The sequence below is a fragment of the Acidipropionibacterium virtanenii genome (assembly GCF_003325455.1).
Lineage (GTDB): Bacteria > Actinomycetota > Actinomycetes > Propionibacteriales > Propionibacteriaceae > Acidipropionibacterium > Acidipropionibacterium virtanenii.
The window spans coordinates 1,774,566-1,798,735 of record NZ_CP025198.1 but is presented as its reverse complement, the minus strand read 5'-3'; the positions used below and the strand labels follow the sequence as shown (position 1 = coordinate 1,798,735).

Genomic DNA, 24,170 nt, shown 5'->3' with positions numbered 1-24,170 from the left:
GGAGTGGGATCAGGTTCCGAGGATCAGTGTTCGACGGCCCGCGCCAGGTCCTCGGCGCGATCGGTGAGCTCCCAGTTGACTCCGGGCAGGGCGCGTCCGAAGTGGCCGCCGGCCACCAGCTGGGAGTAGATCGGGTGGAGCAGATCCAGATCGCGCACTATTGCTGCCGGACGCAGGTCGAAGATCTCGGCCACGGCGCGCTCGATGGCGGTCTCATCGGCCTTGTTGGTGCCGAAGGTCTCGACCCGCAGGCTCACCGGGCGGGCCCGACCGATGGCGTAGGCCACCTGGCACTCGCAGCGCTCGGCCAGGCCGGCGGCCACCACGTTCTTGGCCACCCAGCGCATCGCGTAGGAGGCGGAGCGGTCCACCTTGGAGGGGTCCTTGCCGGAGAAGGCGCCGCCGCCGTGGCGGGCCATGCCGCCGTAGGTGTCGACGATGATCTTGCGTCCGGTCAGCCCCGCGTCGCCCATCGGGCCGCCGATGACGAACTTGCCGGTGGGATTGACCAGGACCTCCATGGCGTCGGTCGGCAGCCCGTAGCGCTCGAGCACCGGATCGATGACGTGGCGGCGCAGGTCGGATGCCAGGGTGCCGTCGATGCTCACCCCCTCGGCGTGCTGGGTGGAGACGACGACGGTGTCCACCCCGACGGGCCGGCCGGACCCGTCGTAGCGGATGGTGACCTGAGTCTTGCCGTCGGGGCCCAGGTAGTCCAGGGTGCCGTCCTTGCGGACCCTGGTCAGCCGCAGGGACAGGGCGTGGGCCAGATCGATGGGCAGCGGCATCAGCGACTCGGTGTCGGTGCAGGCGTACCCGAACATCAGCCCCTGGTCGCCGGCCCCCTGGGCGTCGATCGAGTCGGTGGACCCGTGCCGGGCCTCGTAGGCGGTGTTCACGCCCTGGGCGATGTCGGGGCTCTGGGCGTCGATGGCCACCGAGACTCCGCAGGAGGCGCCGTCGAAACCCTTGGCCGACGAGTCGTAGCCGATCTCGAGGATCTTGTCGCGGGCGATCCCGGCGATGTCGACGTAGGCCTCGGTCGTCACCTCCCCGCAGACCATCACCTGGCCGGTGGTGACGAGGGTCTCGACGGCCACATGGGACTGGGGGTCCTCGGCGATCATCGCATCGAGGACGGAGTCGGAGATGGCGTCGGCGATCTTGTCGGGGTGTCCTTCGGTGACCGACTCCGAGCTGAACAGCCGGGCAGCGGGTGCGGGGAAGCTGGTGAGCATGCGTCAATCCTGACCGCGCGGCGAAGAGCCGCGCATCGTGGCCCTTGCCGGGCCGTGCGGGGGTTTCCCCTCAGGGGGCCAGCAGCGAACGGGCCTCGTCGAGGATGGCCTGTGCGGCCATCATCTTGGAGCCCATGACACGTCTTCCGGGTCCCTGCTGGCGGACCACGGTGACGTCTGTGCCGACCTTACCGAACACCCGTCCAGAGCTCACATCGTTGACCGCCAGCAGGTCGCAGCCCTTGCGCGCCAGCTTGGCCCGGGCCAGGGCCAGCAGCTCGTCGCGGTCGGGGGCGGTCTCGGCGGCGAAGCCGACGACCACCTGGCCGGGTGTGCGGGCGGCCGCCAGGCCGGCCAGCACATCGGGAGTCTGGATCAGGTCGAGGCTCATCCGGTCCCCGACGCGCCGGTCCCCCTCGTGCTTCTTGATCTTGAGATCGGAGACCGATGAGGGGGCGAAGTCGGCGGCGGCCACCGCCATCACGACGATGTCGGCGCCGGTGGCCTCGCGCCGCATCGCCTCGTCGAGGTCCTCGGTACTGGAGACGGGGACCTGTCGCACGCAGGAGGGCACGGGCACCTCGATGTGGGCCGTCACCATGGTGACGCGGGCGCCGCGTGCCGCCGCGTCGGCGGCCAGGGCCGCACCCATCCGTCCCGATGACGAGTTGCCCAGGTAGCGCACCGGGTCCAGGGCCTCGCGGGTGCCTCCCGCGCTGATCACCACGCGGCGTCCGGCCAGGTCCTGGCCGGCCATCGTCGGCGCGGCGGCGGGCTCGTCGAGCAGGAGGGCGGCCATGTCGGCCAGCTCGTCGGGTTCGGGGAAACGGCCCGGGCCCGAGTCGGGACCGGTGAGACGGCCGGTGGCGGGATCCTTGACGACCAGTCCGCGACGGCGAAGGGTGGCGACGTTGTCGACGGTGGCGGCGTTCTCCCACATGCCGGTGTGCATCGCAGGCGCCACCAGCACCGGCGCCCGGGTGGCCAGGACGGTGGTGGTGAGCAGGTCGTCTCCGGCACCGGCGGCGATCCGGGAGATGAGGTCGGCGGTGGCCGGGGCCACGATCACCAGGTCGGCCTGGTCGGCCAGCCGGACGTGCTCGACCCCGGGGACGTCCTCGAAGACCCCGGTGTGCACCTGCTCGCCGGACAGCGCCTCCCAGGTCGGACGGCCGACGAACTCCAGTGCGGAGCGGGTGGGGATGACATGCACCCGGTGACCCGCCTCCTTGAGGCGGCGCACCAGGTGACAGCACTTGTAGGCGGCGATACCGCCGCCCACGCCGAGGACGACGGTGGCCACGGCCGGATCAGGCCGGAGGGGTGAGATCGGAGAAGGGATCGTCCAGCTCGACGGCGGGGGCCTGCTGCGCGGCGGCGGCCTCGGCGGCGATCTCCTCGGCGTTCAGCTCATGGGTCTCGATGACGCCCGCCTGGATCTCGCGCATCGCGATGGACAGCGGCTTCTCGTTGTTGTTCGTCTCGACCAGCGGGCCCACGTTCTCCAGCAGGCCCTCGGCCAGCTGGGAGTAGTAGGCGTTGATCTGACGGGCGCGCTTGGCCGCGAAGAGCACCAGACGGTATTTGGAGTCGACGTGCTCAAGAAGCTGATCGATCGGGGGGTTGACGATGCCCTCTGCAGTGGTCTCGCTCAAGGAATGTCCTCACATGTGGATGGAGAATGCGCCAAGTGATGGCCTGGTCACAGACTCAGTAACTCTACCAATGATTCGACGGCATGTTCAACGGTGTCATTGACCACCACCGCGTCGAACTCATCGGCGCTGGCCAGCTCGGTCCGCGCGGTGCGCAACCTGCGCTCCTGCTGCTCGGGGGTCTCGGTGCCCCGGCCGATCAGCCGCCGGACCAGCTCGGCCCAGGACGGCGGGGCCAGGAAGACGTGCTCGGCCTGCGGGTAGGACTGGCGCACCTGCCGGGCCCCCTGCAGATCGATCTCCAGGACGACGGTGCAGCCACGTTCCACGGACTCCTCCACCAACCGGCGAGGAGTGCCGTAGCGATGGCTGTTGTGGACCACCGCCCACTCCAGCAGGCCGCCGGAGGCGACGAGCCGGTCGAACTGATCGTCGGTGACGAAGTCGTACTCCACCCCGTCGCGCTCCCCCGGCCGCGCCGGGCGGGTGGTCGCCGACCGTGACACGACGATCTCGGGACGGGCGCGCTGGAGGGCGGCGACGACAGTGCCCTTGCCCACGGCGGTGGGACCCGAGACCACCACGACCTGCGGCCGGCCCGTTCGGCGTCGACCTCTGGCGGCGGGGATGGCGGGCTCGGGTCCGGAGGCGATGAGCATGGCAGCCAGCCTAGAGCGTCGACAGTCTCCGGTGCAGGCCGGCTACTTGTCTGTGGGCGGGAACTCGGCCCGCAGACCGGCGGCCTGGTGACGCCCCAGCCCCCGAAGTCTCCTGTTGGGGGCGATGTCGAGGCGCTCCATGATCTCGCCTGCGCGCTTCTCCCCCACCCTGGGGAGCGACTTCAACAGGTCGACGACCTTGACATGGGCGAGGACGTCGTCCGCGGCCGCCTCGTCGAGGGCCTGTCCGAGACTGATCTGGCCGTTGCGCAGCCTCGCCTTGAGATCGGCCCGTGCCCGTCGCGCACGGGTGGCGGCCTCTCGGGCCGCGCTGAGCTGTTCCGGGGAGAGAGTGGGAATGGACACGTCTCTGCTCCAATCTGCGATCGGTTGACCTCCCGTGGAGTCCCGGGTGATGCCCGGTGATCGCAGAGTAGCGGCAGATACCACGGCTTCGCCGCTGGTCAGGCGCAATTGGCCGGTAATTGGATGTTTTGCCAGCCCTGCTGCCGCGGTGTTCAGCACGGCAGCAGGGCCCGGCGACGTTCAGCGCCCGGCGTCGGCAGGGGCCTCGGGGAGCCCCGGATCGCCGTCCTCCTGCCCGTTCCCGGCAGCGGCATGACGCCGGCCCTCGGACACGCCGGTCAGCAGGCCGTTGAGGAACGATGCGGAGTTGTCGGTCGAGAACTCCCCGCCCAGTTCCAGGGCCTCGGCGATGGCACTGGGGCCGGGCACATCGCTGAACAGGATCTCGTAGCCGCCGATGCGCGCCAGCACCCGGTCGACCCTGGGCATCCGGTCCAGCGTCCACCCCGCGGCCAGACGGGCGATGAGGGCCTCGTCGATATCGGCGAGGTGCTCCGAGACGCCCCGGACCAGGTCGGCGGCGAAGTCGCGCACCGGATTGTCGACCACCGTGGGGCGCAGTGCCAGCACGTCGATCGGGTCAGTGCCCATCAGATCGGCCTCGAAGAGGATGTCGAGGGCCTGCTTGCGGGCCTTCGAGCGGGTCGACAGGTCGGCGTGGACCTGGATGTCCCCGGAGATCCTCTCGGCCTCGATCTCGCCGATCCGCTCGATCTTCCGCGACGGGTCGGCGTCGTCCGTGTTCTCGTTCACGCGGTGCTGCTGGCTCACTTGTCGGACACGCGACCGAGGTAGTCACCGTTGCGGGTGTCCACCTTGACGGTCTCGCCCTCGCTGATGAACAGCGGGACCTGGATCTCGCGGCCGGTCTCCAGGGTGGCGGGCTTCGTGCCACCGGTGGAGCGGTCGCCCTGCAGGCCGGGCTCGGTGTAGGTGATCTTCAGCTCCACCGAGGCCGGCAGGTCGATGTAGAGGGCATTGCCCTGGTGCAGGGCGATGGTGGCCGTCTGGTTCTCCAGCATGAAGTCCTTGGCGTCGCCGACGGTCTCGGCGGGCACCGGGATCTGCTCGTAGCTGGACTCGTCCATGAAGACGTATGAATCGGCGTCCTGGTACAGGTACTGCATGTCGCGGCGGTCCACCTCGGCCGACTCCACCTTGGTGTCGGAGTTGAAGGTCCGGTCGACGACCTTGCCGGTCAGGACGTGCTTGAGCTTGGTGCGCACCACGGTGTTGCCCTTGCCCGGCTTGTGGTGCTGGAACCAGATGACCGTCCAGAGCTGACCGTCGAGGTCGAGCACGGTGCCGTTCTTGATGTCATTGGTGGAGATGACCACAGGTCGCTGCCTTTCGATGGAGCACGGGCTGCCAACGCAGCCCAGACCGGCCGATCCTACCTCACGGGTCATCCCCGCCGCACACCAGCGCGCTCCCCGGCCCCGACGAGCTGGTGGAGGCGGCCGTAGAGTGCCCTCCATGGCCTCCGGCACCGCACCCTCGATCCCCAGATCCCCTGCTCCCCCGCGGCTCGAGGAGCCCTCTGCGCCACGGACCGGGCTGCCCGGCCCCGACGAGCTGGTGGAGGCGGCCGACCTGTCGGGGGCGGACTGGTCGGCCGCGGTGCTCGAGGGGGTCGACCTGTCCGCGGTCGGAGCCCGGTCGATGAGCACCCAGCAGTGCTCCTGGGATCACAGCCAGTGGGCCGACGTCGCCCTGGACTCCTGCGACCTGGCAGCCTCCTCCTGGCGGGACTCGGGATGGCAGCGGACCCAGATGTCCGAGTGCCGGCTCACCGGGGCGGTGCTGTCGGGATGCAGCCTGGAGGATGTGTGGCTGCGCGGCTGCCTCCTCGACATGGCGCAGTTCCGGTTCGCCTCGCTGCGCCGCGTCCGGTTCAGCGGCTGCCGGATGAGCGGCGTCGACTTCACCTCGGCGCATCTGGAGGAGGTCGTCCTGACGGACTGCCGGCTCGACCGCGCGGAGTTCCACCAGGTGCGGATCACCGGCCGCAGGTCCTCGCGCGGTTCGCGTCCAGGGCCGGGCCTGATCATCGAGGGCGGCTCCATGGACGGCCTGGCCGGGGCCGACCAGCTTCGCGGCGCCGCCGTCGACCCGGTTCACCTCGACACCCTGGGGACACTGCTCGCCGGGGCCGCCGGGATCCGTCTGGAGCTGCCGGGCTGAGGCGGCCTACGGTCAGGAGTTCTGGCGCGCCGGTCGCAGGGTCGCGAAGCACTCCTGCAGCACGTCCTCGTCGGGTCCCTCGATCATCTGGACGTGGCCGGGGGCCCTCAGGCCCACGAAGCGCAGCACCCCACGACGGACCTTCTTGTCGAGATTCATGGTGGCGCGCAGCTCGGGCCACGGTGTCGCGTCGAAGGTGGTGGGCAGGCCCAGCGCCGCCATCACCGAGCGGGTCCGCTGCACCGTGTCGCCGGACCGCCCGATCTCACGGGCCGACAGCTCGGCGGCGAAGACCATCCCCACCGCGTCGGCCTCGCCGTGACGCCAGGTGAAGTGCTGGTGCGCCTCGATGGCATGGGCCAGGGTGTGGCCGTAGTTGAGCCGCTCCCGGCCCACCTCCGAGCCCCTCGAGGTCGACTCGGTGGGGTCTGCGGAGACCACCGAGGCCTTGACCCGCACCGCACGGGTGAGGACGTCGAAGAACTCGTCGGAGGCCGTGTCGAGCGCCCGGACAGGATCCTTCTCGATGACGTTGAGGATGACCGGGTCGTTGATGAACCCGCACTTGACGATCTCAGCCATCCCGGAGCGCACCTCCCGGACCGGCAGGCCGTCGAGAGAATCGGTGTCGCACAGCACCGCGGCGGGCTCATGGAAGGCGCCGACGAGGTTCTTGCCGGCGTCGATGTTGATACCGGTCTTGCCGCCGACGGCGGCGTCGGCCATTCCCAGCACGGTGGTGGGCACCTGGATGAGCCGCACCCCCCGCATCCAGGTCGCGGCCACGAACCCCGTCAGATCGGTGGTCGCTCCCCCGCCCAGGCCGACCACGACGTCGCCGCGGCCGAGCCCGGCCTCGGCCAGCCGGTCCCAGCATCCGGCCAGCACTTCCGGGGTCTTGGCGGCCTCGGCGTCGGGCACCTCGATGTCGACGACCTCGCCGACCAGCTCGGTGACCCTGGCGGCGAGATGGCTGACGGAGGCCGGGTGGATGAGCGCGACCCTGCTGCCCACGGCGAGCTGCTCGAGACCGGCCATCACCCCCGATCCGATGCGGACCTCGTAAGGTGCCGGGCCGTTGACCTCGACGACGCTCATGGACGTTCCTCTCTCAGACGGCGGGCGAGGGACCGGACAGTTCTGCGAGCCGGGTGCAGATCTCCTCGACGATCTGATCCGGGCGCAGCCGGTCGGTGACGATATGGATGTCGGCGGGAGCGGCGTAGACAGGGCGGCGTTCGGCCATCAGCCGGACCATCCGGGAATGCACATTGCCCATCAGAAGCGGCCGGGTGGCGTCGTTGAGCCCCACCCGCCCCGATGCGGTACGGGCGCTGACCTCCAGCCAGACGACGCACACCCGGGTGAGGGCCTCGCCGACAACCGGTGTCGCGGGCGCCCCGCCCCCCAGCGAGACCACCCCGCCGGCCGCCAGTTCTGCCAGGGTGTGCCGGGTCTCGAGTTCGCGGAAGCAGGGCTCCCCGTCGGTGACGAAGATGTCGGAGATCGGGCGCCCCTCGGCCTCCTCGATGACGGTGTCGACGTCGACGAAGCGGCGACCGAGCCGGGCGGCCAGCAACGGCCCGACGGTCGACTTGCCCGATCCCGGGGCACCGATGACGGCGACGACGGACGGCGCGCCGGTCCCACTCGTCACGGCATCGCTCAACTCGGTCTCACTCATGGGGCGCGATCCCCAGGTGCCGCTCGTCGATCCGCGCCAGGTAGGCGTCGCGGTTACGGCGGGTCTCGTCGAGCGAGTCCCCGCCGAACTTCTCGAGGGCGCACTCGGCCAGCACCAGGGCGACCATGGCCTCGGCCACCACGCCGGCCGCGGGTACCGCGGTGATGTCGGAGCGCTGGTGGTGGGCCCTGGCGGCCTCCCCGGTGAGGGTGTCGATGGTGCGCAGCGCCCTGGGCACGGTGGCGATGGGCTTCATCGCGGCGCGCACCCGCAGAGTCTCCCCGGTGCTCATGCCTCCCTCGGTGCCACCGGCGTGGTCGGTGATCCGGTGCACGCCCTGCCCGGTGGGCACGATCTCGTCGTGGGCGGCCGATCCGCGGCGCCCGGCCAGGGCGAAGCCGTCTCCGATCTCCACCCCCTTGATGGCCTGGATGCCCATCAGGGCCCCGGCCAGCCGGGCGTCCAGTCGCCGGTCCCCCTGGGAGTGGGAGCCCAGGCCCGGCGGCAGGCCCTCGGCCAGCACCTCGACGACGCCGCCCATGGTGTCCCCGTCGCGCCGGCAGGCCTCCACCTCCTCGATCATCCTGGCGGAGGTCCCGGGATCGGCGCAGCGCACCGGGTCGGCGTCGATGCGGGCCAGGTCGCCGGGGCGGGGGCGCAGCCCCTCGGGTGCGGCGACCGGGCCCAGCCGGACCACATGGGAGAGGATCTCGATGCCGAGGCCCTGGCGCAGGAAGGCCTTGGCGACGGCGCCCAGCGCCACCCGCGAGGCGGTCTCGCGGGCCGAGGCGCGCTCCAGGAGCGGGCGGGCCTCGTCGAAGTCGTACTTCTGCATGCCGGCCAGGTCGGCATGACCGGGACGCGGTCTGGTGAGGGCGGCGGCCCGCGCCCGGCCCTCCAGGTCGGCGGGGTCGACGGGATCCGGACTCATCACCTCGCGCCATTTCGGCCACTCGCTGTTGCCGATCCGGATCGCGATCGGCGAACCCAGCGTCTCCCCGTGCCGGAACCCGCACAGCAGGTCGAGCTCGTCGGCCTCGAAGGACATCCGGGCACCGCGCCCGACCCCGAGGCGACGGCGTCTCAGTTCCTCGGAGATCTCGGCGGCACCGACCCGGACGTGGCCGGGGATGCCCTCCATGGTGGCGACCAGAGCCTGGCCGTGGGACTCCCCCGCCGTCATGTAACGCAGCATGGCTCTACCCTCTCAGAATCTCAGGCGGGCGTTGAGGCCGTCTTGCGCAGCAGACCTCAGCAGCTCCAGCGGCACCTGCCGACCCGTCATCAGCCGCACCTGGTCGACGGCCTGGCCGGCCAGCAGGTCCAGCCCGTCCAGCACCGGGATCCCGGCAGCTGCCGCGGCGGCGGCCAGTGGGGTGGGCCACGGATCGTAGACGACGTCGAAGACGGCCCCGACACCGGCCACCAGACCCTCGGCGAGCGTCCTCAGGCTGTCGGCCGGAACCGTGGAGACCAGCAGATCGGAGCCCGACAGGCAGCCCGGCACGGCGTCGGCCAGCGGCACCCACTGAGCCTCCAGGCCGAGATCGGCCGCCAGCATCAGAGCCTGCGAGGAGCGCTCCAGAGATCGGGAGACGACGGTGAGGTCGCGGGCTCCCAGCTGCGCGGCCCCGGCGATCACCGATCGCGCGGTGGCCCCGGCACCCAGTACGGCGACCGAACCGGGCGCCGCCAGGTCGCGGGTGCGGCAGGCCAGCACGAATCCGGTGACGTCGGTGTTGGCCACCACCGGCGCGCCATCGGTGCGCACCCAGGTGTTGGCGACGCCGAGCCGACCGACCATCTCATCGGGTTCGCCCAGGGCCACCAGGTCGATCTTGTGGGGGGCCGTCACCGACAGTCCGCGCCAGGCTTCGTCGAGCCCGTCGACGAAGGCGGCCAGGTCTCCCGGCTCCACGTCGACGGCCTCGTAGCTCCAGTCAAGCCCGAGGCTGCGGTAGGCGGCGCGGTGGATCGCCGGCGACAGCGAGTGGGCCACCGGGTGACCCACCACCGCGCAGCGCCAGTAACCGGGCACGCTCAGCACTTCCCCTTGTGGGCCTGGCACCAGGTCTGGAACTTCTTGACATTCTTGTTGTGCTCGGCCAGTGTCTTGGCGAAGGCCGTGGTGCCCTTCTCGGGGTCCGTCACCACCCAGTACAGGTTGTCGGACTTGGTGGGAGACACCGAGGCCTCCATCGACTCGGCACCCGGATTGTTGATCGGGGTGGGCGGCAGCCCGGCCGTCACATAGGTGTTGTAGGGGGACTGCTTGCGCCTCTGCTCGTCGGTCGTGGTGAGCTTGCTGGTCGCGTTGTTGGCGTAGAGGACGGTGGCGTCGGACTCCAGCTTCATGCCCTTGGCGAGCCGGTTGTAGATGATCCCGGCGATCATCTTCTTGTCCTTGGCGTTGTTCCCCTCCTTCTCCAGGATGGAGGCGACCACAAGAGCCTGGTAGGGGGTGCGCTTGATGGTGCCGGCCTGACCGGTGAAGTTGATCGAGTTGCTCACCGTGACGAACTGCTTGGTCTGCTGCTGCAGGATCCCCAGGGCGGTCGGCTCGTCGGCCACCTCGTAGGTGTCGGGGAACATGAATCCCTCGGGATTCCCGTTGGCCCAGCTGGGCAGCCCGAGCTGCTTGACGTCGGCACGAGCCTTGGTGAACTGGGCCGCCGGCAGCTTGGTGCCCTTGGCGAGCACGGTGGTCTGCTCGGCCACCGTCAGGCCCTCGGTGAGGGTGACCCGGGTGTGCTGGATGTTGTTGGGATTCGCCAGGATCGCCAGCGCGTTGGCGGCGGCCATGTGGGTCTTGAGCTTGTACTGGCCGGCCTGGATCGTGGGATTCGTGCTGGCCTCGCGGACGGCCTTCTTGAACGCCTTCATCGACTTGACGACGTCGTTGTCCAGGAGGATGTCGCCCACCTCGGTGACCGATGCGCCGTCGGGCACCCGCACCATGACGGCCTTCTCCCCGTCGCCGAGGTAGTCGTCGGCGGTCCGGTAGGAGATGTAGGCGCCATGGGCCTTGTCGATGACGAACCAACCCCCTCCGACCAGCACGGTCAGGGACAGGATGACCGCGAAGGCCGACCTGAACCTGTACCAGAACTCCTTGCGCGGGTCCGGCTCCTCGTTGAACGATCCGCTCACCGGCGGTCTCCTTCCGCGCCCGAGGTGCGGGCTTGCTCCAACACGTGTTCCAGGATGGCCACGGCGGCGGCCTGGTCGATCACCGAGCGCTGGTGGCGTGCATCGCGCCCGGCCTCGTGCAGGGCACGCGCCGCGGTCCTGGTGGTCATTCTCTCATCCACGTAGCGGACCGGGATCGGCGCCACCGCCTCGGCGAGTCTGTCCCCGGCCCGGCGCACGTCGCGCGCGGCGATCCTCTCGGTGCCGTCCAGGGCCACCGGCAGGCCCATGACGATCTCCACCGGCTCGTACTCCGCGACGATCTCGCACAGCCTGGAGATGGGCCTGTCCCTGGTGGCCACCGTCTCCACCGGGTAGGCGAGGATCCCGCGAGGGTCGCAGGCGGCCACCCCGATCCTCGCCTTGCCCCAGTCGATGGCGATCCGTGTGCCGATCAGCTCCATGAACCGGCCGCCGACTCAGTGCAGCGCCGACAGCTCGGCGGCGACCAGTCTGAGGGTCTTCTCGGCTCCCGACAGGTCGGTGCCCGCCCCCTGGGCCATGTCGTCCTTGCCGCCGCCGCGGCCGTGGATCGGTGCGACGGCGGCGCGCAGCAGCGCCCCGGCCCTCGCACCCTTGGAGCGGGCGGTGCCGGTGGTGGCGACCACGATGGCGGGTCTGGTGGCCTCGCCGCCGATCAGGGCGATGACGGCGGGACGCTCGGCGATGCGGGCACGCACCTCGGTGGCCAGCCTGCGCAGATCGGCTCCGTCCACCCCGGCCACGGTGGCGGCGACCAGGTCGAAGCCGCCGGCCGGAGCCATTGAGGAGACCAGTCCGTCGACCCGTCCCAGAAGCTCCTTGGAGCGGGCCGCGGCCAGCTTGCGGTCGGCCTCCTTGAGATCGGCGACGAGCTTGGAGACACGGTCGGTGAGCTGGTCGGGCTGCACCTTGAGGATTCCGGTGAGCTCATTGACCAGCGTCCGTTCGGCCGCCATCTGGTGGAAGGCGTCGGTGGAGACCAGGGCTTCGACGCGCCGGGTGCCCGAACCGATGGACTGCTCCCCCAGCAGGTTGAGGATGCCGATCCGCCCGGTGGTGGGCACGTGGGTGCCGCCGCACAGCTCCCGGGACCACGGGCCGTTGAGCTCGACCATCCGCACGATCGGCGGGTACTTCTCGCCGAACATGGCCATCGCGCCCAGCGCCTTGGCCTGTTCCAGGGGCATCTGGGTGTCGGTGACCTCGAAATCGTCGTGGATCGCCTCGTTGCAGCGCTCCTCGATCTCGCGGCGCAGCTCGTCGGACAGCCCCTGGCGGGCGGAGAAGTCGAAGCGCAGGTAGCCGGGCTTGTTGTAGGAGCCGGCCTGGGTGGCCGAGGGGCCCACCAGTTCGCGCAGCGCGGCGTGGATGACGTGGGTGGCGGTGTGGGCCTGGCAGGCGCCGAACCGGTTGGCGGCGTCGACGTCGGCCTCCACCCGGTCGCCGACGGCCAGGTCGCCGTCCAGACGCACCTTGTGCACCACCAGCCCGGGGACCGGGCGCTGGACGTCGAGGACGTCCAGATCGAATCCGGAGGCGCGGATGACGCCGGTGTCGGAATCCTGCCCGCCCATCTCGGCGTAGAACGGGGTCTCGGCGAGTACGACCTCGACCACCGATCCGCTGGGAGCGCTGGTCACCGCGCGGCCCTCGGAGATGATGCCGGTGACGCTGGTGGGTACCGACAGGTCGGTGAAGCCGAGGAAGGGGGTCTCGCCCTGGGCCCGCAGCTGCGTGTAGGCCTCGGTGCTGGTGGTCAGCCCCTTCTTGGCGCGGGCGTCGGCCTTGGCGCGATCCTTCTGCTCGGCCATCAGCGAGTCGAAGGTCGCGCGGTCGACGTCCAGGCCCTGCTCGGCGGCCATCTCGAGGGTGAGGTCGATCGGGAAGCCGTAGGTGTCGTGGAGCTGGAACGCCTTCTGGCCCGACAGCGTGCCCGAACCGGCGGCGCGGGTCTGGGAGACCGCCGTGTCCAGCATCGTGGTGCCGGAGCTCAGGGTGCGCCGGAAGGTCTCCTCCTCGGCGGTGGCCGCCCCGATGACCCGCTCCCACTGGGTGAGCACGTCGGGGTAGGTGTCGGCCATCAGGTCCCGGGAGATCGGCAGCAGCTGCGGCAGCACGGGCTCCTCGACGCCGAGCAGCCGCATGGCGCGCACCACGCGGCGCAGCAGGCGGCGCAGCACGTAGCCGCGCGCCTCATTGCCGGGGGTGACGCCGTCGGTCATCAGCATGAGCGAGGAGCGGACGTGGTCGGCGACCACCCGCATCCGCACGTCGTCGTCATGATCGGCGCCGTAGGTCCTGCCGGACAGCTCGGCGGCCTTGGCGATGACGGGATACACCTGGTCGGTCTCGTACATGTTGCCCACGCCCTGCAGCAGCAGCGCGATGCGCTCCAGGCCGGCACCGGTGTCGATGTTGAGGCTCGCCAGTGGCCCGGAGATGTCGAAGTCGTCCTTGGCGCGCACCGTCGAGAGGTCCTCGGTCTCGAAGACGAGGTTCCAGATCTCCAGGTAACGGTCCTCATCGGCCTCGGGGCCGCCCTCGGCGCCGTAGCGGGGCCCGCGGTCGATGTAGATCTCCGAGCAGGGGCCGCCCGGGCCGGGGACGCCCATGTGCCAGTAGTTGTCCTTGAGGCTGCGGCCCTGGATGTGATCGGCGGGCACGCCGACCTCCAGCCAGGTCCGGCGGGCCTCGACGTCGCCGTCGGGGTAGTCGGGGTGGAAGCCGGGGCCGAGCACCGTCACCCAGATATCGGCGGGGTCGAAGCCGAAGCCGCCCTGGTCCTGAGGAGTGGTGACCAGCTCCCAGGCCCAGGTGATGGCCTCGTGCTTGAAGTAGTCGCCGAAGGAGAAGTTGCCCAGCATCTGGAAGAAGGTGCCGTGGCGGGTGGTCTTGCCGACCTCGTCGATGTCGAGGGTGCGCACGCACTTCTGGATGCTGGTGGCGCGCTTCCAGGGGGAGGGCTCCACGCCCATCAGGTAGTGCTTGAAGGGCACCATTCCGGCGTTGACGAACAGCAGGGTCGGATCGTTGTAGAGCAGTGAGGCGCTGGGCACCACGGCATGGCCCTTGCTCTCGAAGAAGTCGAGGAATCGCTGGCCGATCTCCGCTGTTCTCATGCCCGTCCTTGTAGGTAGTGCCCTTGCAGGTGCTCTCCGCGCGATGCGGTGGGACCGATCGACAACCCTACCGCGCCCCGTGGCCGGCGGTGAGGGCCGCACCACCGGCAGTGCCGCCGCCTGGGTTCGAAGGGGTTGGCCTCTCGCTCTAGTCGTCGAGCCCGAGCCGGGCACGGAGCTCAGCCTCCTTGGCGGCGGATTCCTGGGATGCCACCGAGATGAAGGCTCCGGCCTGGCCGACCAGATCGGCGACCCGCTCCGCGGCGCGCCCGGCAGCCGCGCGGACGTCCAGGCCGCTGTTGCGGACTGCGGGCAGCCGGGGGCCGGTGAGTTCCCCACGCCGCGCCGACCGCACCACCAGGACGGTGGCCGTCGCCGCTCCGGCGGCGGCCAGCGCACCGATCACCCAGCCGCGCCCGCTCATCGCGAATTCCTGACGCTCTTGCGCAGCTTGCCCGCGCGGCCGGCTGCGGTGGCCTTGCGCACGCCGTGGGCGAATCCGGCCACCTTCACCATCGGCGTCCCGACGGTCTCGGTGAAGACCTTCGACAGCTCGTTGGCCCGCCCCGACACCTCGGTGACGTGCTCGGAGACGGTGTGGACGTCGGAGGTGACCAGGCCGATCCTGCTGATCTCCTCGTTGGTGGCGGTGACGGTGCCCTTGAGCTCCTCGAGGATCGGGACGGTGGAGTCGTCGAGATCCTTCACCGCGGTGCGCAGCTGATCGAGCACGCCGCCGAACTTGATGAGCGGTACCGCGCACAGCGCCACCAGGGCGACGACTGCCAGGGCTGCGATGAGCCCGGCGATCTGACCAAGGGTCATGTTCTCTCCGTAGGTCGGGGTGTCGCGCCTCACTCTAGTGGCGCGGCCCGGCGCGGATGTCGGCTAGTGTGCCCTGGCATGGGACGGATGCGGACCACCACCACCGCAGTGGCGCTCGTGGTGCGCCGCATCGTCCGCGAGGTCGTCGCCGACCAGGTGCGCGAGGGACGTCTGCACACCCGGAGCCTGCCACGCGGCGTGAGGGTCATGTCGAGGCTGGGAATGGCGCTGTTCTGGCTGGTCGCCTTCCTGGCACTGGCGAGTTCGCTGCTGGGACTGCGCCACGACAAGGAGCTGGCCTCGGGTCTGGTGGACCTTCTGCTGTCGGTGTGCCTGGGGCTGCTCAACGTGTGCGCCCAGTCGATGGCGCGGGGCTGGAGGATCGCGGGCCTGCTGCTCTCGGCGACGTCGATGATCCCGCAGATGATCCTGCTGGCCATCATGGTGGGCACCGGTGGGCTCACCATCATCTCCCTGCTGGGCTGGATCGGGATCGCCGCGCTGGGGGGCTCCTTGGCGGTCCTCACCGTGTTCATCGTGATGCGCCCGGGCCTGCAGCCCTGGCGGCTGTGGCTGGCCGGGGCGGTGGGCGGCCTGGGCCATCTCACGGCCATGGTGATCGCCTGGGGGTTCCCGTTCGCGCGCTCGGTCAACGAGTTGTCGATGATGATCACCGACGTCGCCCTGCTGTTCGTCGCGGTGCCGCTGGCGGCGGCCTCGGGGATCTCCTTCGCCCAGGTGGCCACGGACACCGCCACCTGGACGGTACTGAGCGTGCGGGAGCTGCTGTCGCCGGCCGCCTGGGTGGTGGTGACGGCACTGTCCTGCCTGGGAGCCCTGACCGTCGCGGTGCTCCTGGGTCCGGGCCGCTGGGCCGTCGTCGCCACACTGGCCCACACCCTGGCCAGCGTCGGCCTGTGCGCCCTGGGGCTGCGGCTGGTCGGCCGCCCGGTCGATCTGCCGCGCCCCACCGCGCTGACCGCCGACCTGTCGGCCCGGGGCATGGCGTTCGGCGCCCTGATGTGCAGCTGGCTGCTGGTGCTCCCTCTCACGGTGATCCCAGGAGCCCCGCTGGCGCACATGCCGATGGGCATCATCGGAACTCTGGTGACCGCCGTGGCCCTGTCGGTGATGTGGCTGAGGGCGATCCGGCGACGCCGCGCGGTGATGGTGGTGCTGGCCCCGCCCATCTTCTGCGCCTGCATCTATTCGGCGGCGCAGCAGCTGCTGAGGTATCTGGGGGTCGGGACGCTGCCGGGGCTCCGAGGCTCGCTGACCGGGGCCGTGCTGGTGGTGCTGGCACTGTGCCAGGCGGCGATCTGGGCGCGGGCCGGCCAGTTCTCCCCGGATCGCGACCGTGGCCGGTGGGCGATCGTGACGATGGTGGCGGTCGAGGCCCTCATCTTCCCGCAGCGCGAATCGGTGGCCCAGCCCCTCGAGGCGATCGCCCAGGGCTCGGCGGTGGCGGTGCTGCTGGCGGGCCTGGTGTGGCGGGTGCTCACCGAGGCCGAGTACACCCACCGCGACTCCCCCCGGTTCCCGGCCCCTGCCAGGGCCCTGTTCTTCGTGAGCCAGGCGCTGCTGGCAGCGGTGTTCGTGCTGCAGAGCGTCGTCCTTCCCGATGCCATGGCCGGTGTGCTCGACCTCAACATGTGGGCCTCGGTGGTCGACTCGGTCGTCGGCCAGGGGGTGCAGATCGGCGTGGCGATGGGACTGCTGGCACTGGGCCGCTGGAGGGTGGATCCGATGGATCCCGCCGACGCCGTCGAGGAGGCCTCCATCGCCGCGATGCGCCGTCAGCGGCGCAGGCGCCTCAGCCGTCCCGCCTCCCCAGCAGGGCCCTGAGCTGCTCCCAGCGGGCGCCGATGCCGGCCTCGTTGCCGTGATCGGTGGGCCGGTAGTAGCGGGCCTCGGCCAGGTCGTCGGGCAGGTACTGCTGGGCGGCGACGCCGTGCGGGAAGTCGTGGGCGTACTTGTACTCGACGCCGTGGCCGAGGTCCGCGGCCCCCGAGTAGTGGGCGTCGCGCAGGTGGGCCGGCACCTCGCCGCCCCTGCCGGCGCGCACATCGGCCAGGGCGGCGTCGATGGCGGTGATCACCGCATTCGATTTCGGTGCGGTGGCGGCGGCGATGGTGGCCTGGGCCAGGTTGATCCGCGCCTCCGGCATGCCGATGAGCTGGACCGCCTGGGCGGCGGCCACGCAGGTCTGCAGCACGGACGGGGCGGCCATGCCGATGTCCTCGGAGGCCGAGATGATGAGACGCCGGGCGATGAAGCGGGGGTCCTCGCCGGCCTCGATCATCCGGGCCAGCCAGTGCAGAGCGGCGTCGGCGTCCGATCCCCGGATGGACTTGATGAAGGCGCTGATGACGTCGTAGTGCTGGTCCCCGCCCTTGTCGTAGCGCACCGCGGCGCGGTCGGCGGCGGTGGCGATGATCCCCGTGGTGATGGTGCCGGTGCCCGAGGAGGTGGCCCCGGCAGCGGCCTCCTCGAGGTAGGTGAGCACCCGCCGGGCGTCCCCGCCGGACAGTCTCAGCAGGTCGGCCCGGGCGTCGTCGTCGAGGGTGTACAGGCTGCCTTCGGGGGTGCGCAGGCCGCGCTCATCGGTCAGGGCGCGGTCGACCAGGGTGGAGACGTCGGCCTCGGTGAGGGGTTTCAGCGTCAGCAGCAGGGAGCGCGAGAGCAGCGGGGAGATCACCGAGAAGGACGGGTTCTCGGTGGTGGCGGCCACCAGCGTGACGATGCGATTCTCCACGGCGGGCAGCAGGACGTCCTGCTGGGCCTTGGAGAAGCGGTGCACCTCGTCGACGAAGAGCACGGTGGGCCGGCCCGTGGCCAGTTCCCGGCGGGCGGTGTCCAGTTCACGGCGGACGTCCTTGACGCCGGCGGTGACCGCGGAGATCTCCACGAAGCGGCGGTTTGAGGCCTGCGAGATGACGCTGGCGATGGTGGTCTTGCCAACCCCTGGCGGGCCCCACAGGAAGACGCTCATGGCAGCCCGGCCCTCGGCCAGCCGGCGCAGCGGGGAGCCGGGCGCCAGCAGGTGCTGCTGGCCGACGATCTCGTCGATGCTTCGGGGGCGCATCCGCACCGCCAGCGGAGCCGAGGGGTTGACGGCGTCGCCCAGGGAGCCGACGGCCGGCGACGGCTCGGGGGTGCCGATCGGGTTGCCGAAGAGATCCTCACTCATCGAGAAGGTGGGCCTCCAGCCTGGCCTGGTCGGTGGTGGTCCAGCCGATGCCGTGGAGGTAGCGGGGCACTCCACCCAGGCGGGAGTCGATGAGGTCCAGAGTGCGCTCCATGATCTCGGGCGGGGTGGACTGCTGCTCGTCCGAGTAGGCGCCCTGGGTGGCGGCTCCGGCCGCGGCGGCCCGGCCGAGGCTGGCGAGGATGCGGCCCAGCCGCTGGCTGGTGGCGGCGTAGTCGGCGACGATGTCCTCCCGCCCGGCGCCCAGCGTCGAGAGGACCAGGGCGATGATGGTGCCGGTGCGGTCCTTGCCGGCGGCGCAGTGGACGACGGTGGCGCCGCGGGCCCCGGCGATGACGCGCAGATCCTTCAGGACGGTGTCGGGCCGGCCCTCCAGGTAGTCCAGGTAGTGCTGCGAGGTGGCCTCGACGTGACTGATGACGGCGCTGGGATCCGGTGCTGCCTGCCACGGCGGCACGGCGCAGGCGGGATCGTCATCGGGGTACAGCGAGCCGGTGGTGACGCGTACTCTCGGGTCCTGCCGCAGCGGGCCCGAACCGATGCGGGTCAGCTCGAAGCTCGTCCGGAGGTCGATGATGTCGCTGACCTCCAGGTGGTTGACGAGGGTCTCGATGGACGCCGGGGGCAGCCTGTCCAGGTTGTCGGAGCGGATCAGCCGGTGCGGGGCGATGCGCCCTCCGTCGGCGGTGGGAGTCCCGACCAGATCCCTCATGTTGTTGACGCCGTCCAGATCGATCCAGCCGATCTCCCGAGGAGGGGTGGCCCGCATGGTGCTCATGGGCCCACCCTATCGGCGCCGGCCGACACCGCCCGCTCCCCTCAGCCCCAGCCGAGCTCGTGGAGACGGGCGTCGCCGATGCCGAAGTGGTGGGCCACCTCGTGAATGACGGTGACGGCGATCTGCTCGACGAGTTCCTCGCGGTTCCGGCAGAATCTGGTGAGCGGCCCGGAGAAGATGGTGATGACGTCGGGCGGCACGAACCCCCAGTTCGAATCGCGGGCGGTCAGCGGCACCCCCTCGTAGAGCCCGAGCAGACCGGGTGGCTGATCGGGGCCCGGCTCGTCGGCGATCTCGATGACGACGTTGTCGATCGCTGTTGCGAGCCGTTCGGGGATCCGCGCCAGGGCGTCGTCGATGCAGGCCTCGAAATCGGCCTCGGTCATCCCCATGTCACCGTTCATGAATCGTCGTCACCGAGACCGATGGGCGCCCGGGTGCCCACGGCGCCGGATGCAGAGACGGTCGGCGCGTGGCATCTGCGCTCCGCATCGGGGCTCGCCCCGGGAAGCGAAAATGTGCTCCGGGTCGGCACTTCCACCCACCCTCGCCAGTGCAGCGCCAAGTGCACCCCCCGGATCGGCCTGGCCGGTGTTCTCATCCCATCCGTGCGCCATGGCCTCAGTGATCTCATCGGCGGACATCAGACGGGCAAGATCCTCGGGAAGCACTCCCGACGCGACCGCCGCCTTCACCAACCCCTCCGCAGCCACCGGGGGAAGGTAGTCCCACGGCTCGAGGCCGTACCTGTCGACCGTGTCCTCCAGGAGAGCGAGGAGATCCCAGATCTGCTGGGTGATGGAGTCGTCCAGTTTCCCACTTGCCACCAAGGCGTTGACCGCGTCATAGATCCGATTGCTGGTACGCGGTCCGATGGCGATCACTTCGATCAGCCCGGTGCCCTGGGCGGACACGGTTGACCGGAAGACGATGCGGTGGTCGCCCGAGAGCGTGCTCGCGGTGTTCAATCCAGCAAGGTGATCGGCCGCGCTCCGGTTCGACAGTGGATGTTTTCCCCACGGTCGACGGAACAGCGTCGTCAGATCGTCGAGGAACTCATCCTGCTCCGACGCAGTGAGGTTGTCGGCGATCCACTCAATCGCCTCGTCCGAGATGACCAGTTCAGCCTGGTCGTCCGGAAAACGCTCACCGGAGCGCATGGAGACGGGCCCGGGCATCGTCGATGCTGCGGAACTCCGACCGATCAGCGACCAGATCGGCCACCCCTGACACGAGACGGTCGGCCGCAGTCCTCAGTGCACGGACCAGTTCGTCGTAGTGCTCGGGGCTCATCACCACCGCTGTCTCTCTGCCATGGTTGGTGAGGATGACAGTGCGCTCGCCTGCCTGATCGGCAAGGTATCCCGCGCCCTTCTTGGTCGCCAGCGTGGCCGGCATGCGGAGCGGTTCAGTCATGACGCAAGTCTAGCAGGGGATGCCTGAAAACTTCGAACTTTTGTCGCGTGTCACAGGGCGCTCCAAGCGTGCCGACGCCCCGCGGTCGTCCCAGATTGCAGGAACGACGACGGGGCGCTGCCACAGGACCCTCGGATCAGGCTTTGGAATCCTGGTCCTCGCCCTTCTTGACGGGCTTGGCGTCGACCCCTGCCTCGCGGCGCTGGGCTGCGGTGATGGGCGCCGGGGCCTGGGTCAGCGGGTCGTAGCCGTTGCCGGTCTTCGGGAAGGCGATGACGTCGCGGATCGTCTCGAAACCGCCCAGCAGCATCACCAGGCGGTCCAGGCCGAAGGCGATACCGCCGTGCGGCGGGGCGCCGAACTTGAAGGCGTCGAGCAGAAAGCCGAACTTCTGCTGAGCCTCCTCGGCGCCGATCCCCATCACCTGGAAGACCCGCTCCTGGACGTCACGGCGGTGGATACGGATCGATCCGCCGCCCACCTCGTTGCCGTTGCACACGAAGTCGTAGCCGTAGCTCAGGGCCGATCCCGGATCGGTGTCGAAGGTGTCGAGGCACTCGGGCTTCGGGCTGGTGAAGGCGTGGTGGACGGCGGTCCACTCCCCCGCCCCGACGGCCACGTCACCCTCGGCCTCGGCCTGCCTGGTGGACTTGAACATGGGGGCGTCGACCACCCAGCAGAAGGCCCAGTCGGCGGGATCGTAGAGGTTGCAGCGCTGCCCGATCTCCAGACGGGCGGCACCCAACAGCTCCTGGGAGGAGGTGCGGGGGCCGGCGGCGAAGAAGATCGCGTCGCCGGGCTGCGCGCCGACCTTGCCTGCGATCCCGGCCTTCTCGTCCTCCGAGATGTTCTTGGCCACCGGGCCGGCCAGGGTGCCGTCGTCGCCGACGGTGATGTAGGCCAGTCCCTTGGCGCCGCGGGTGCGCGCCCACTCCTGCCAGGCATCGAACTGGCGGCGCGGCAGCGAGGCCCCGCCGGGCATCACGACGGCGCCCACGTAGGGCGCCTGGAAGACCCGGAAGGGGGTCTCGGCGAAGAAGCCGGTGACCTCGGTGATCTCATTGCCGAAGCGCAGGTCGGGCTTGTCGGAGCCGTACCGGTCCATGGCGTCGCGCCAGGTCAGGCGCGGCATCGGCCGGGGCATCTCGACGCCGATGAGTTTCCAGCACTCGGCCATCACCTCCTCGGCCAGGGCGATGACGTCGTCCTGGTCGACGAAGCTCATCTCGATGTCGAGCTGGGTGAACTCGGGCTGGCGGTCGGCACGGAAGTCCTCGTCGCGATAGCAGCGGGCGATCTGGTAGTAGCGCTCCATGCCGGCGACCATCAGCAGCTGCTTGAACAGCTGGGGGCTCTGCGGCAGGGCGTACCAGGAGCCGGGTGCCAGGCGGGCGGGCACCAGGAAGTCGCGGGCCCCCTCGGGGGTCGAGCGGGTCAGCGTAGGGGTCTCGATGTCGTAGAAGGCGTGGCGGTCCAGCACCTCGCGGATCTTGTGGGTCACCTGGGAGCGCAGCACCAGGGCGTCGTGCTGGCGGGGACGGCGCAGGTCCAGGTAGCGGTAGCGCAGCCGGGCGTCCTCGCCGACGGTGACGTGCTCGTCGATCTGGAAGGGCAGCGGGGCGGCCACGTTGAGCACCTCGAGCTGCGAGATGGCCACCTCGATCTCGCCCGACGGCAGGTTCGGGTTGGCGTTGCCCTCGGGTCGTGGCTCGACGACGCCGGTGACCTTGATGCAGTACTCGTTGCGCAGGTCGTGGGCCCCCGAGGAGGCCAGGATCTCGTCGCGGATCACCACCTGGGCCAGTCCGGAGGCGTCGCGCAGATCGATGAAGGCCACGCCGCCGTGATCGCGCCGGTGGCCGACCCAGCCGGCCAGGGTCACCTCCTCGCCGATGTCGCTGGCTCGCAGGGTGCCTGCCTCGTGGGTTCGCAGCACGGACGTGATCCTTCCTTTGTCGGGGCCACGCATAGACGGTGCGGGCCTTCGCCCGAGCCTATCCCACCTCGGGGAACCACTCGGAGATCTGGGTTCGGATCGCGTCATTGCCGACCGCCCGGGTGTGGTGCTCGACGATCCAGTCGCTCAGCGATCCCCCGGCGGACTCGTCGGCTGCCCGGCGCGCCGCATCGGGATCCGAGAGCACCTCCGTCAGCATCTCGGCGGCCTGGTCCTCGGTGGCGTACAGGTAGGGGTAGAAGGCCGGCACCAGGCCGGCCGCCCAGGGAAGGTGCGGGAAGATGCCGACCGCCCCGGCCAACAAGGCCTCCAGGTACTCCAGGCCGTAGGCCTCCTCCCGGGCGGTGGCCACGAAGGCGGTGGTCCGCGCCAGCGACTCCCAGTACTCCTCCCGGTCGCCGAACAGGGGCGAGAGCTTGGCCCAGCGCGGGGCCGACATCTTCATCGCCAGGACGCTGGCCAGGTCGCGCTGCACCAACCGTCCCTCCATCCGCAGGGGCACCTTGTCGGCGACCTGCTTGACGATCCGCAGGAAGGTCTTGGGCTGCTTGGCGTCCGAGAGCCGGATCGCCGGGTACAGCACCACCGGCACCTCGGGATCGCGATGGGCCTTGAGCAGGTCGGAGCGGATACCGGGCTGGAACCACGCCACCCGGGCCTGGTGGGCCAGCGGGGAGATGGTCCAGCGGCGCACGATCTCGCTCACCTCGCCGGCGGTCCGCTCCCCGGAGCACAGCGTCGGGAAGAGTGCGAAGGACAGGCCCATCGCGGCGAAATTCACCTTGTGGTGGTAGTGGGAGGGGGGCAGCCACTGAAGGTTGAGGATCCGGGGCTCGGCGCCGTGGCGGTGGAGGATCTGGAAGACGCCGACGGAGTCGAGCACGTCCAGGTTGACGACGAGATCCCGCCGGGCGTCGAGGCTGCCCAGGCGTCGCATCTCGAAGCCTTGGCACTGGCGGTCCCGGTCCCCGACCATCACCGCCCCCGGGTAGATCTTGAACAGTCTCTCGACCAGCGCGGCACCGCCACCGCCGCCGATGAAGCGTCCCTGTTCATCGACCACCGGCTCGTCGTCGAGGTATCCGTACTTGATGGCAATCGTCATGGAGAACCCCTGGGTTTCAGGCGCATCGTTGCGCGTTGTCCCAGACTCTAGCCGTGGTCAGGCACCGGTCGCAGCAGACCTGGCGGGTTCAGCCAGGATTGCTGCGCGAGGTCATCGCCGACCGGGGTCCGCGGGCCTGTCGGGGACGGGGCCGGTGAGCACCCGCTGCAGCTCGGGGGCCTCGCGGGCCACCAGCCTCTCCCCGTCGATACGGGCCAGGGCGTCCAGGCCGACGACATAACGGGTGGTGAACAGGCCGAGCAGCCGCGACAGTGCGATGGTGGCCCGCAGCCGGGCCTCCTCTGCGTCGTAACGCTCCTCAAGGATCTCGACCACCGGGTCGATGAGCAGGTGCTGGTAGAACCCGCGGACCTGTTCGAAGGCGTTGGGCTGGGTGATCATGGCCTGGATGAGGCCCTGAAGGGTGGCTGAGCCGCGCTCGGTGAACTCGCCCACGTGACCGTCCCAGGCGCTCACGAAGGCCCTGATCAGGGCTTCGCCGAGATGGTCGGGGTCGCAGTCGGCGCAGACCCGCTGGATGAGGCGGTGCGGACCGCTGGGCAGCGCCATCACCTCGTTGTAGAGGTCCTGCTTGGTACCGAAGTAGTAGCTGATGAGGGAGGTGTCGACACCGGCCTCACGCGCGATCTGGCGCAGGCTCACCGCGCTGAAGTCCGAGTCCAGGAAGAGCCTGCGGGCCGCCGCGAGAATCGCCGAGCGGGCCTCCCCGGACTCACTGCGCGGGCCGCGGCGCGTCCTGCCGGGTCGCGCTGTGGTGGTCATGTCCGAAGGGTACGTCCACCCC

The 24,170-nt window shown here is 70.2% G+C and carries 25 protein-coding genes and 1 pseudogene; 2 read left to right on the top strand and 24 right to left on the bottom strand.

The window, feature by feature from the left end:
* Positions 1-23: 23 nt before the first annotated feature.
* From metK to efp, 7 genes and pseudogenes are all read right to left on the bottom strand, one after another.
* Complete coding sequence (gene metK / locus JS278_RS08250) at positions 24-1,238, bottom strand: methionine adenosyltransferase (protein ID WP_114044760.1); 1,215 nt, start codon at positions 1,236-1,238, stop codon at positions 24-26.
* 70 nt (positions 1,239-1,308) lie between these two features.
* Positions 1,309-2,541, bottom strand: a complete 1,233-nt coding sequence (coaBC, locus tag JS278_RS08245) for a bifunctional phosphopantothenoylcysteine decarboxylase/phosphopantothenate--cysteine ligase CoaBC (protein ID WP_114044759.1) — start codon at positions 2,539-2,541, stop codon at positions 1,309-1,311.
* A gap of 7 nt (positions 2,542-2,548) precedes the next feature.
* Positions 2,549-2,893 (bottom strand): DNA-directed RNA polymerase subunit omega, encoded by a 345-nt coding sequence (rpoZ, locus tag JS278_RS08240; protein ID WP_114044758.1) that lies wholly within the window; start codon positions 2,891-2,893, stop codon positions 2,549-2,551.
* A 47-nt stretch (positions 2,894-2,940) separates the two neighbouring features.
* Positions 2,941-3,552 carry a guanylate kinase gene (gene gmk / locus JS278_RS08235; protein ID WP_181833678.1) on the bottom strand — a complete coding sequence of 204 codons (612 nt, stop codon included), beginning with the start codon at positions 3,550-3,552 and terminating at the stop codon, positions 2,941-2,943.
* 42 nt (positions 3,553-3,594) lie between these two features.
* Positions 3,595-3,918, bottom strand: a complete 324-nt coding sequence (gene mihF, locus JS278_RS08230; RefSeq protein ID WP_114044757.1) for an integration host factor, actinobacterial type — start codon at positions 3,916-3,918, stop codon at positions 3,595-3,597.
* A gap of 270 nt (positions 3,919-4,188) precedes the next feature.
* Positions 4,189-4,671 (bottom strand): annotated as a pseudogene (nusB, locus tag JS278_RS08225) (transcription antitermination factor NusB); the annotation flags it as partial.
* Between the two features lie 14 nt (positions 4,672-4,685).
* Entirely contained in the window at positions 4,686-5,255 is a 570-nt protein-coding gene (efp, locus tag JS278_RS08220) for an elongation factor P (protein WP_114044756.1), read from the bottom strand.
* Between the two features lie 139 nt (positions 5,256-5,394).
* Here efp and JS278_RS08215 point away from each other — a divergent pair, with 139 nt between their 5' ends.
* Positions 5,395-6,102 carry a pentapeptide repeat-containing protein gene (locus JS278_RS08215; protein ID WP_181833677.1) on the top strand — a complete coding sequence of 236 codons (708 nt, stop codon included), beginning with the start codon at positions 5,395-5,397 and terminating at the stop codon, positions 6,100-6,102.
* 12 nt (positions 6,103-6,114) lie between these two features.
* On the opposite strand, the gene aroB is transcribed toward JS278_RS08215, so the two are convergent.
* The 9 genes from aroB to JS278_RS08170 all read right to left on the bottom strand — a co-directional run bounded on the left by aroB (position 6,115) and on the right by JS278_RS08170 (position 14,901).
* Positions 6,115-7,200: a 3-dehydroquinate synthase gene (aroB, locus tag JS278_RS08210; protein WP_114044754.1), complete on the bottom strand. Its 1,086-nt coding sequence runs from the start codon at positions 7,198-7,200 to the stop codon at positions 6,115-6,117.
* A gap of 13 nt (positions 7,201-7,213) precedes the next feature.
* The gene (locus tag JS278_RS08205) at positions 7,214-7,786 is read right to left on the bottom strand and encodes a shikimate kinase (RefSeq protein WP_114044753.1); all 573 of its coding nucleotides are present in this window, start codon (positions 7,784-7,786) and stop codon (positions 7,214-7,216) included.
* The gene (aroC, locus tag JS278_RS08200; protein WP_114044752.1) at positions 7,779-8,981 is read right to left on the bottom strand and encodes a chorismate synthase; all 1,203 of its coding nucleotides are present in this window, start codon (positions 8,979-8,981) and stop codon (positions 7,779-7,781) included. The genes JS278_RS08205 and aroC overlap by 8 nt, the downstream gene beginning before the upstream one ends.
* 12 nt (positions 8,982-8,993) lie before the next feature.
* Complete coding sequence (locus JS278_RS08195) at positions 8,994-9,824, bottom strand: shikimate dehydrogenase (RefSeq protein ID WP_114046205.1); 831 nt, start codon at positions 9,822-9,824, stop codon at positions 8,994-8,996.
* Positions 9,825-9,826: 2 nt separating this feature from the next.
* The gene (gene mltG, locus JS278_RS08190) at positions 9,827-10,936 is read right to left on the bottom strand and encodes an endolytic transglycosylase MltG (protein ID WP_114044751.1); all 1,110 of its coding nucleotides are present in this window, start codon (positions 10,934-10,936) and stop codon (positions 9,827-9,829) included.
* Positions 10,933-11,379, bottom strand: a complete 447-nt coding sequence (gene ruvX / locus JS278_RS08185; RefSeq protein WP_114044750.1) for a Holliday junction resolvase RuvX — start codon at positions 11,377-11,379, stop codon at positions 10,933-10,935. Before ruvX ends, mltG begins: the two co-directional genes overlap by 4 nt.
* Positions 11,380-11,394: 15 nt before the next feature.
* Positions 11,395-14,076: an alanine--tRNA ligase gene (gene alaS / locus JS278_RS08180; RefSeq protein WP_114044749.1), complete on the bottom strand. Its 2,682-nt coding sequence runs from the start codon at positions 14,074-14,076 to the stop codon at positions 11,395-11,397.
* 148 nt (positions 14,077-14,224) lie between these two features.
* Positions 14,225-14,500 carry a hypothetical protein gene (locus JS278_RS08175; protein ID WP_114044748.1) on the bottom strand — a complete coding sequence of 92 codons (276 nt, stop codon included), beginning with the start codon at positions 14,498-14,500 and terminating at the stop codon, positions 14,225-14,227.
* Positions 14,497-14,901, bottom strand: a complete 405-nt coding sequence (locus JS278_RS08170; RefSeq protein WP_114044747.1) for a DUF948 domain-containing protein — start codon at positions 14,899-14,901, stop codon at positions 14,497-14,499. Before JS278_RS08170 ends, JS278_RS08175 begins: the two co-directional genes overlap by 4 nt.
* 78 nt (positions 14,902-14,979) lie before the next feature.
* Between JS278_RS08170 and JS278_RS08165 the strand changes: the two genes are divergently transcribed.
* Complete coding sequence (locus JS278_RS08165) at positions 14,980-16,746, top strand: hypothetical protein (protein WP_114044746.1); 1,767 nt, start codon at positions 14,980-14,982, stop codon at positions 16,744-16,746.
* On the opposite strand, the gene JS278_RS08160 is transcribed toward JS278_RS08165, so the two are convergent.
* The 8 genes from JS278_RS08160 to JS278_RS08125 form a co-directional block, all read right to left on the bottom strand.
* Complete coding sequence (locus JS278_RS08160; RefSeq protein ID WP_114044745.1) at positions 16,715-18,091, bottom strand: replication-associated recombination protein A; 1,377 nt, start codon at positions 18,089-18,091, stop codon at positions 16,715-16,717. The two genes, JS278_RS08165 and JS278_RS08160, sit on opposite strands and share 32 nt — an antisense overlap.
* On the bottom strand, positions 18,084-18,887 hold the full coding sequence (locus JS278_RS08155) for a tyrosine-protein phosphatase (RefSeq protein WP_114044744.1): 804 nt from the start codon (positions 18,885-18,887) through the stop codon (positions 18,084-18,086). The genes JS278_RS08160 and JS278_RS08155 overlap by 8 nt, the downstream gene beginning before the upstream one ends.
* Before the next feature lie 41 nt (positions 18,888-18,928).
* Positions 18,929-19,291: a metallopeptidase family protein gene (locus JS278_RS08150; RefSeq protein ID WP_245935061.1), complete on the bottom strand. Its 363-nt coding sequence runs from the start codon at positions 19,289-19,291 to the stop codon at positions 18,929-18,931.
* Between the two features lie 9 nt (positions 19,292-19,300).
* The gene (locus JS278_RS08145) at positions 19,301-20,065 is read right to left on the bottom strand and encodes a hypothetical protein (protein ID WP_147243173.1); all 765 of its coding nucleotides are present in this window, start codon (positions 20,063-20,065) and stop codon (positions 19,301-19,303) included.
* Complete coding sequence (locus tag JS278_RS08140; RefSeq protein WP_114044741.1) at positions 20,034-20,303, bottom strand: type II toxin-antitoxin system prevent-host-death family antitoxin; 270 nt, start codon at positions 20,301-20,303, stop codon at positions 20,034-20,036. The genes JS278_RS08145 and JS278_RS08140 overlap by 32 nt, the downstream gene beginning before the upstream one ends.
* 136 nt (positions 20,304-20,439) lie before the next feature.
* Positions 20,440-22,239, bottom strand: coding sequence for an aspartate--tRNA ligase (gene aspS / locus JS278_RS08135; protein ID WP_114044740.1), 1,800 nt, complete (start codon positions 22,237-22,239; stop codon positions 20,440-20,442).
* A 58-nt stretch (positions 22,240-22,297) separates the two neighbouring features.
* On the bottom strand, positions 22,298-23,365 hold the full coding sequence (locus JS278_RS08130; RefSeq protein ID WP_114044739.1) for a glycosyltransferase family protein: 1,068 nt from the start codon (positions 23,363-23,365) through the stop codon (positions 22,298-22,300).
* Between the two features lie 111 nt (positions 23,366-23,476).
* Positions 23,477-24,148 carry a TetR/AcrR family transcriptional regulator gene (locus JS278_RS08125; protein ID WP_114044738.1) on the bottom strand — a complete coding sequence of 224 codons (672 nt, stop codon included), beginning with the start codon at positions 24,146-24,148 and terminating at the stop codon, positions 23,477-23,479.
* Positions 24,149-24,170 lie beyond the last annotated feature (22 nt).

What these genes read in the sequence shown, in the direction of transcription:
- metK (WP_114044760.1), bottom strand. Translation starts at nt 1,238, where the DNA reads ATGCTCACCAGCTTCCCCGCACCCGCTGCCCGGCTGTTCAGCTCGGAG.
- gmk (WP_181833678.1), bottom strand. Translation starts at nt 3,552, where the DNA reads ATGCTCATCGCCTCCGGACCCGAGCCCGCCATCCCCGCCGCCAGAGGT.
- JS278_RS08215 (WP_181833677.1), top strand. Translation starts at nt 5,395, where the DNA reads ATGGCCTCCGGCACCGCACCCTCGATCCCCAGATCCCCTGCTCCCCCG.
- aroB (WP_114044754.1), bottom strand. Translation starts at nt 7,200, where the DNA reads ATGAGCGTCGTCGAGGTCAACGGCCCGGCACCTTACGAGGTCCGCATC.
- JS278_RS08205 (WP_114044753.1), bottom strand. Translation starts at nt 7,786, where the DNA reads ATGAGTGAGACCGAGTTGAGCGATGCCGTGACGAGTGGGACCGGCGCG.
- aroC (WP_114044752.1), bottom strand. Translation starts at nt 8,981, where the DNA reads ATGCTGCGTTACATGACGGCGGGGGAGTCCCACGGCCAGGCTCTGGTC.
- ruvX (WP_114044750.1), bottom strand. Translation starts at nt 11,379, where the DNA reads ATGGAGCTGATCGGCACACGGATCGCCATCGACTGGGGCAAGGCGAGG.
- alaS (WP_114044749.1), bottom strand. Translation starts at nt 14,076, where the DNA reads ATGAGAACAGCGGAGATCGGCCAGCGATTCCTCGACTTCTTCGAGAGC.
- JS278_RS08175 (WP_114044748.1), bottom strand. Translation starts at nt 14,500, where the DNA reads ATGAGCGGGCGCGGCTGGGTGATCGGTGCGCTGGCCGCCGCCGGAGCG.
- JS278_RS08170 (WP_114044747.1), bottom strand. Translation starts at nt 14,901, where the DNA reads ATGACCCTTGGTCAGATCGCCGGGCTCATCGCAGCCCTGGCAGTCGTC.
- JS278_RS08165 (WP_114044746.1), top strand. Translation starts at nt 14,980, where the DNA reads ATGGGACGGATGCGGACCACCACCACCGCAGTGGCGCTCGTGGTGCGC.
- JS278_RS08160 (WP_114044745.1), bottom strand. Translation starts at nt 18,091, where the DNA reads ATGAGTGAGGATCTCTTCGGCAACCCGATCGGCACCCCCGAGCCGTCG.
- JS278_RS08155 (WP_114044744.1), bottom strand. Translation starts at nt 18,887, where the DNA reads ATGAGCACCATGCGGGCCACCCCTCCTCGGGAGATCGGCTGGATCGAT.
- JS278_RS08150 (WP_245935061.1), bottom strand. Translation starts at nt 19,291, where the DNA reads ATGAACGGTGACATGGGGATGACCGAGGCCGATTTCGAGGCCTGCATC.
- JS278_RS08145 (WP_147243173.1), bottom strand. Translation starts at nt 20,065, where the DNA reads ATGCCCGGGCCCGTCTCCATGCGCTCCGGTGAGCGTTTTCCGGACGAC.
- JS278_RS08140 (WP_114044741.1), bottom strand. Translation starts at nt 20,303, where the DNA reads ATGACTGAACCGCTCCGCATGCCGGCCACGCTGGCGACCAAGAAGGGC.
- JS278_RS08130 (WP_114044739.1), bottom strand. Translation starts at nt 23,365, where the DNA reads ATGACGATTGCCATCAAGTACGGATACCTCGACGACGAGCCGGTGGTC.
- JS278_RS08125 (WP_114044738.1), bottom strand. Translation starts at nt 24,148, where the DNA reads ATGACCACCACAGCGCGACCCGGCAGGACGCGCCGCGGCCCGCGCAGT.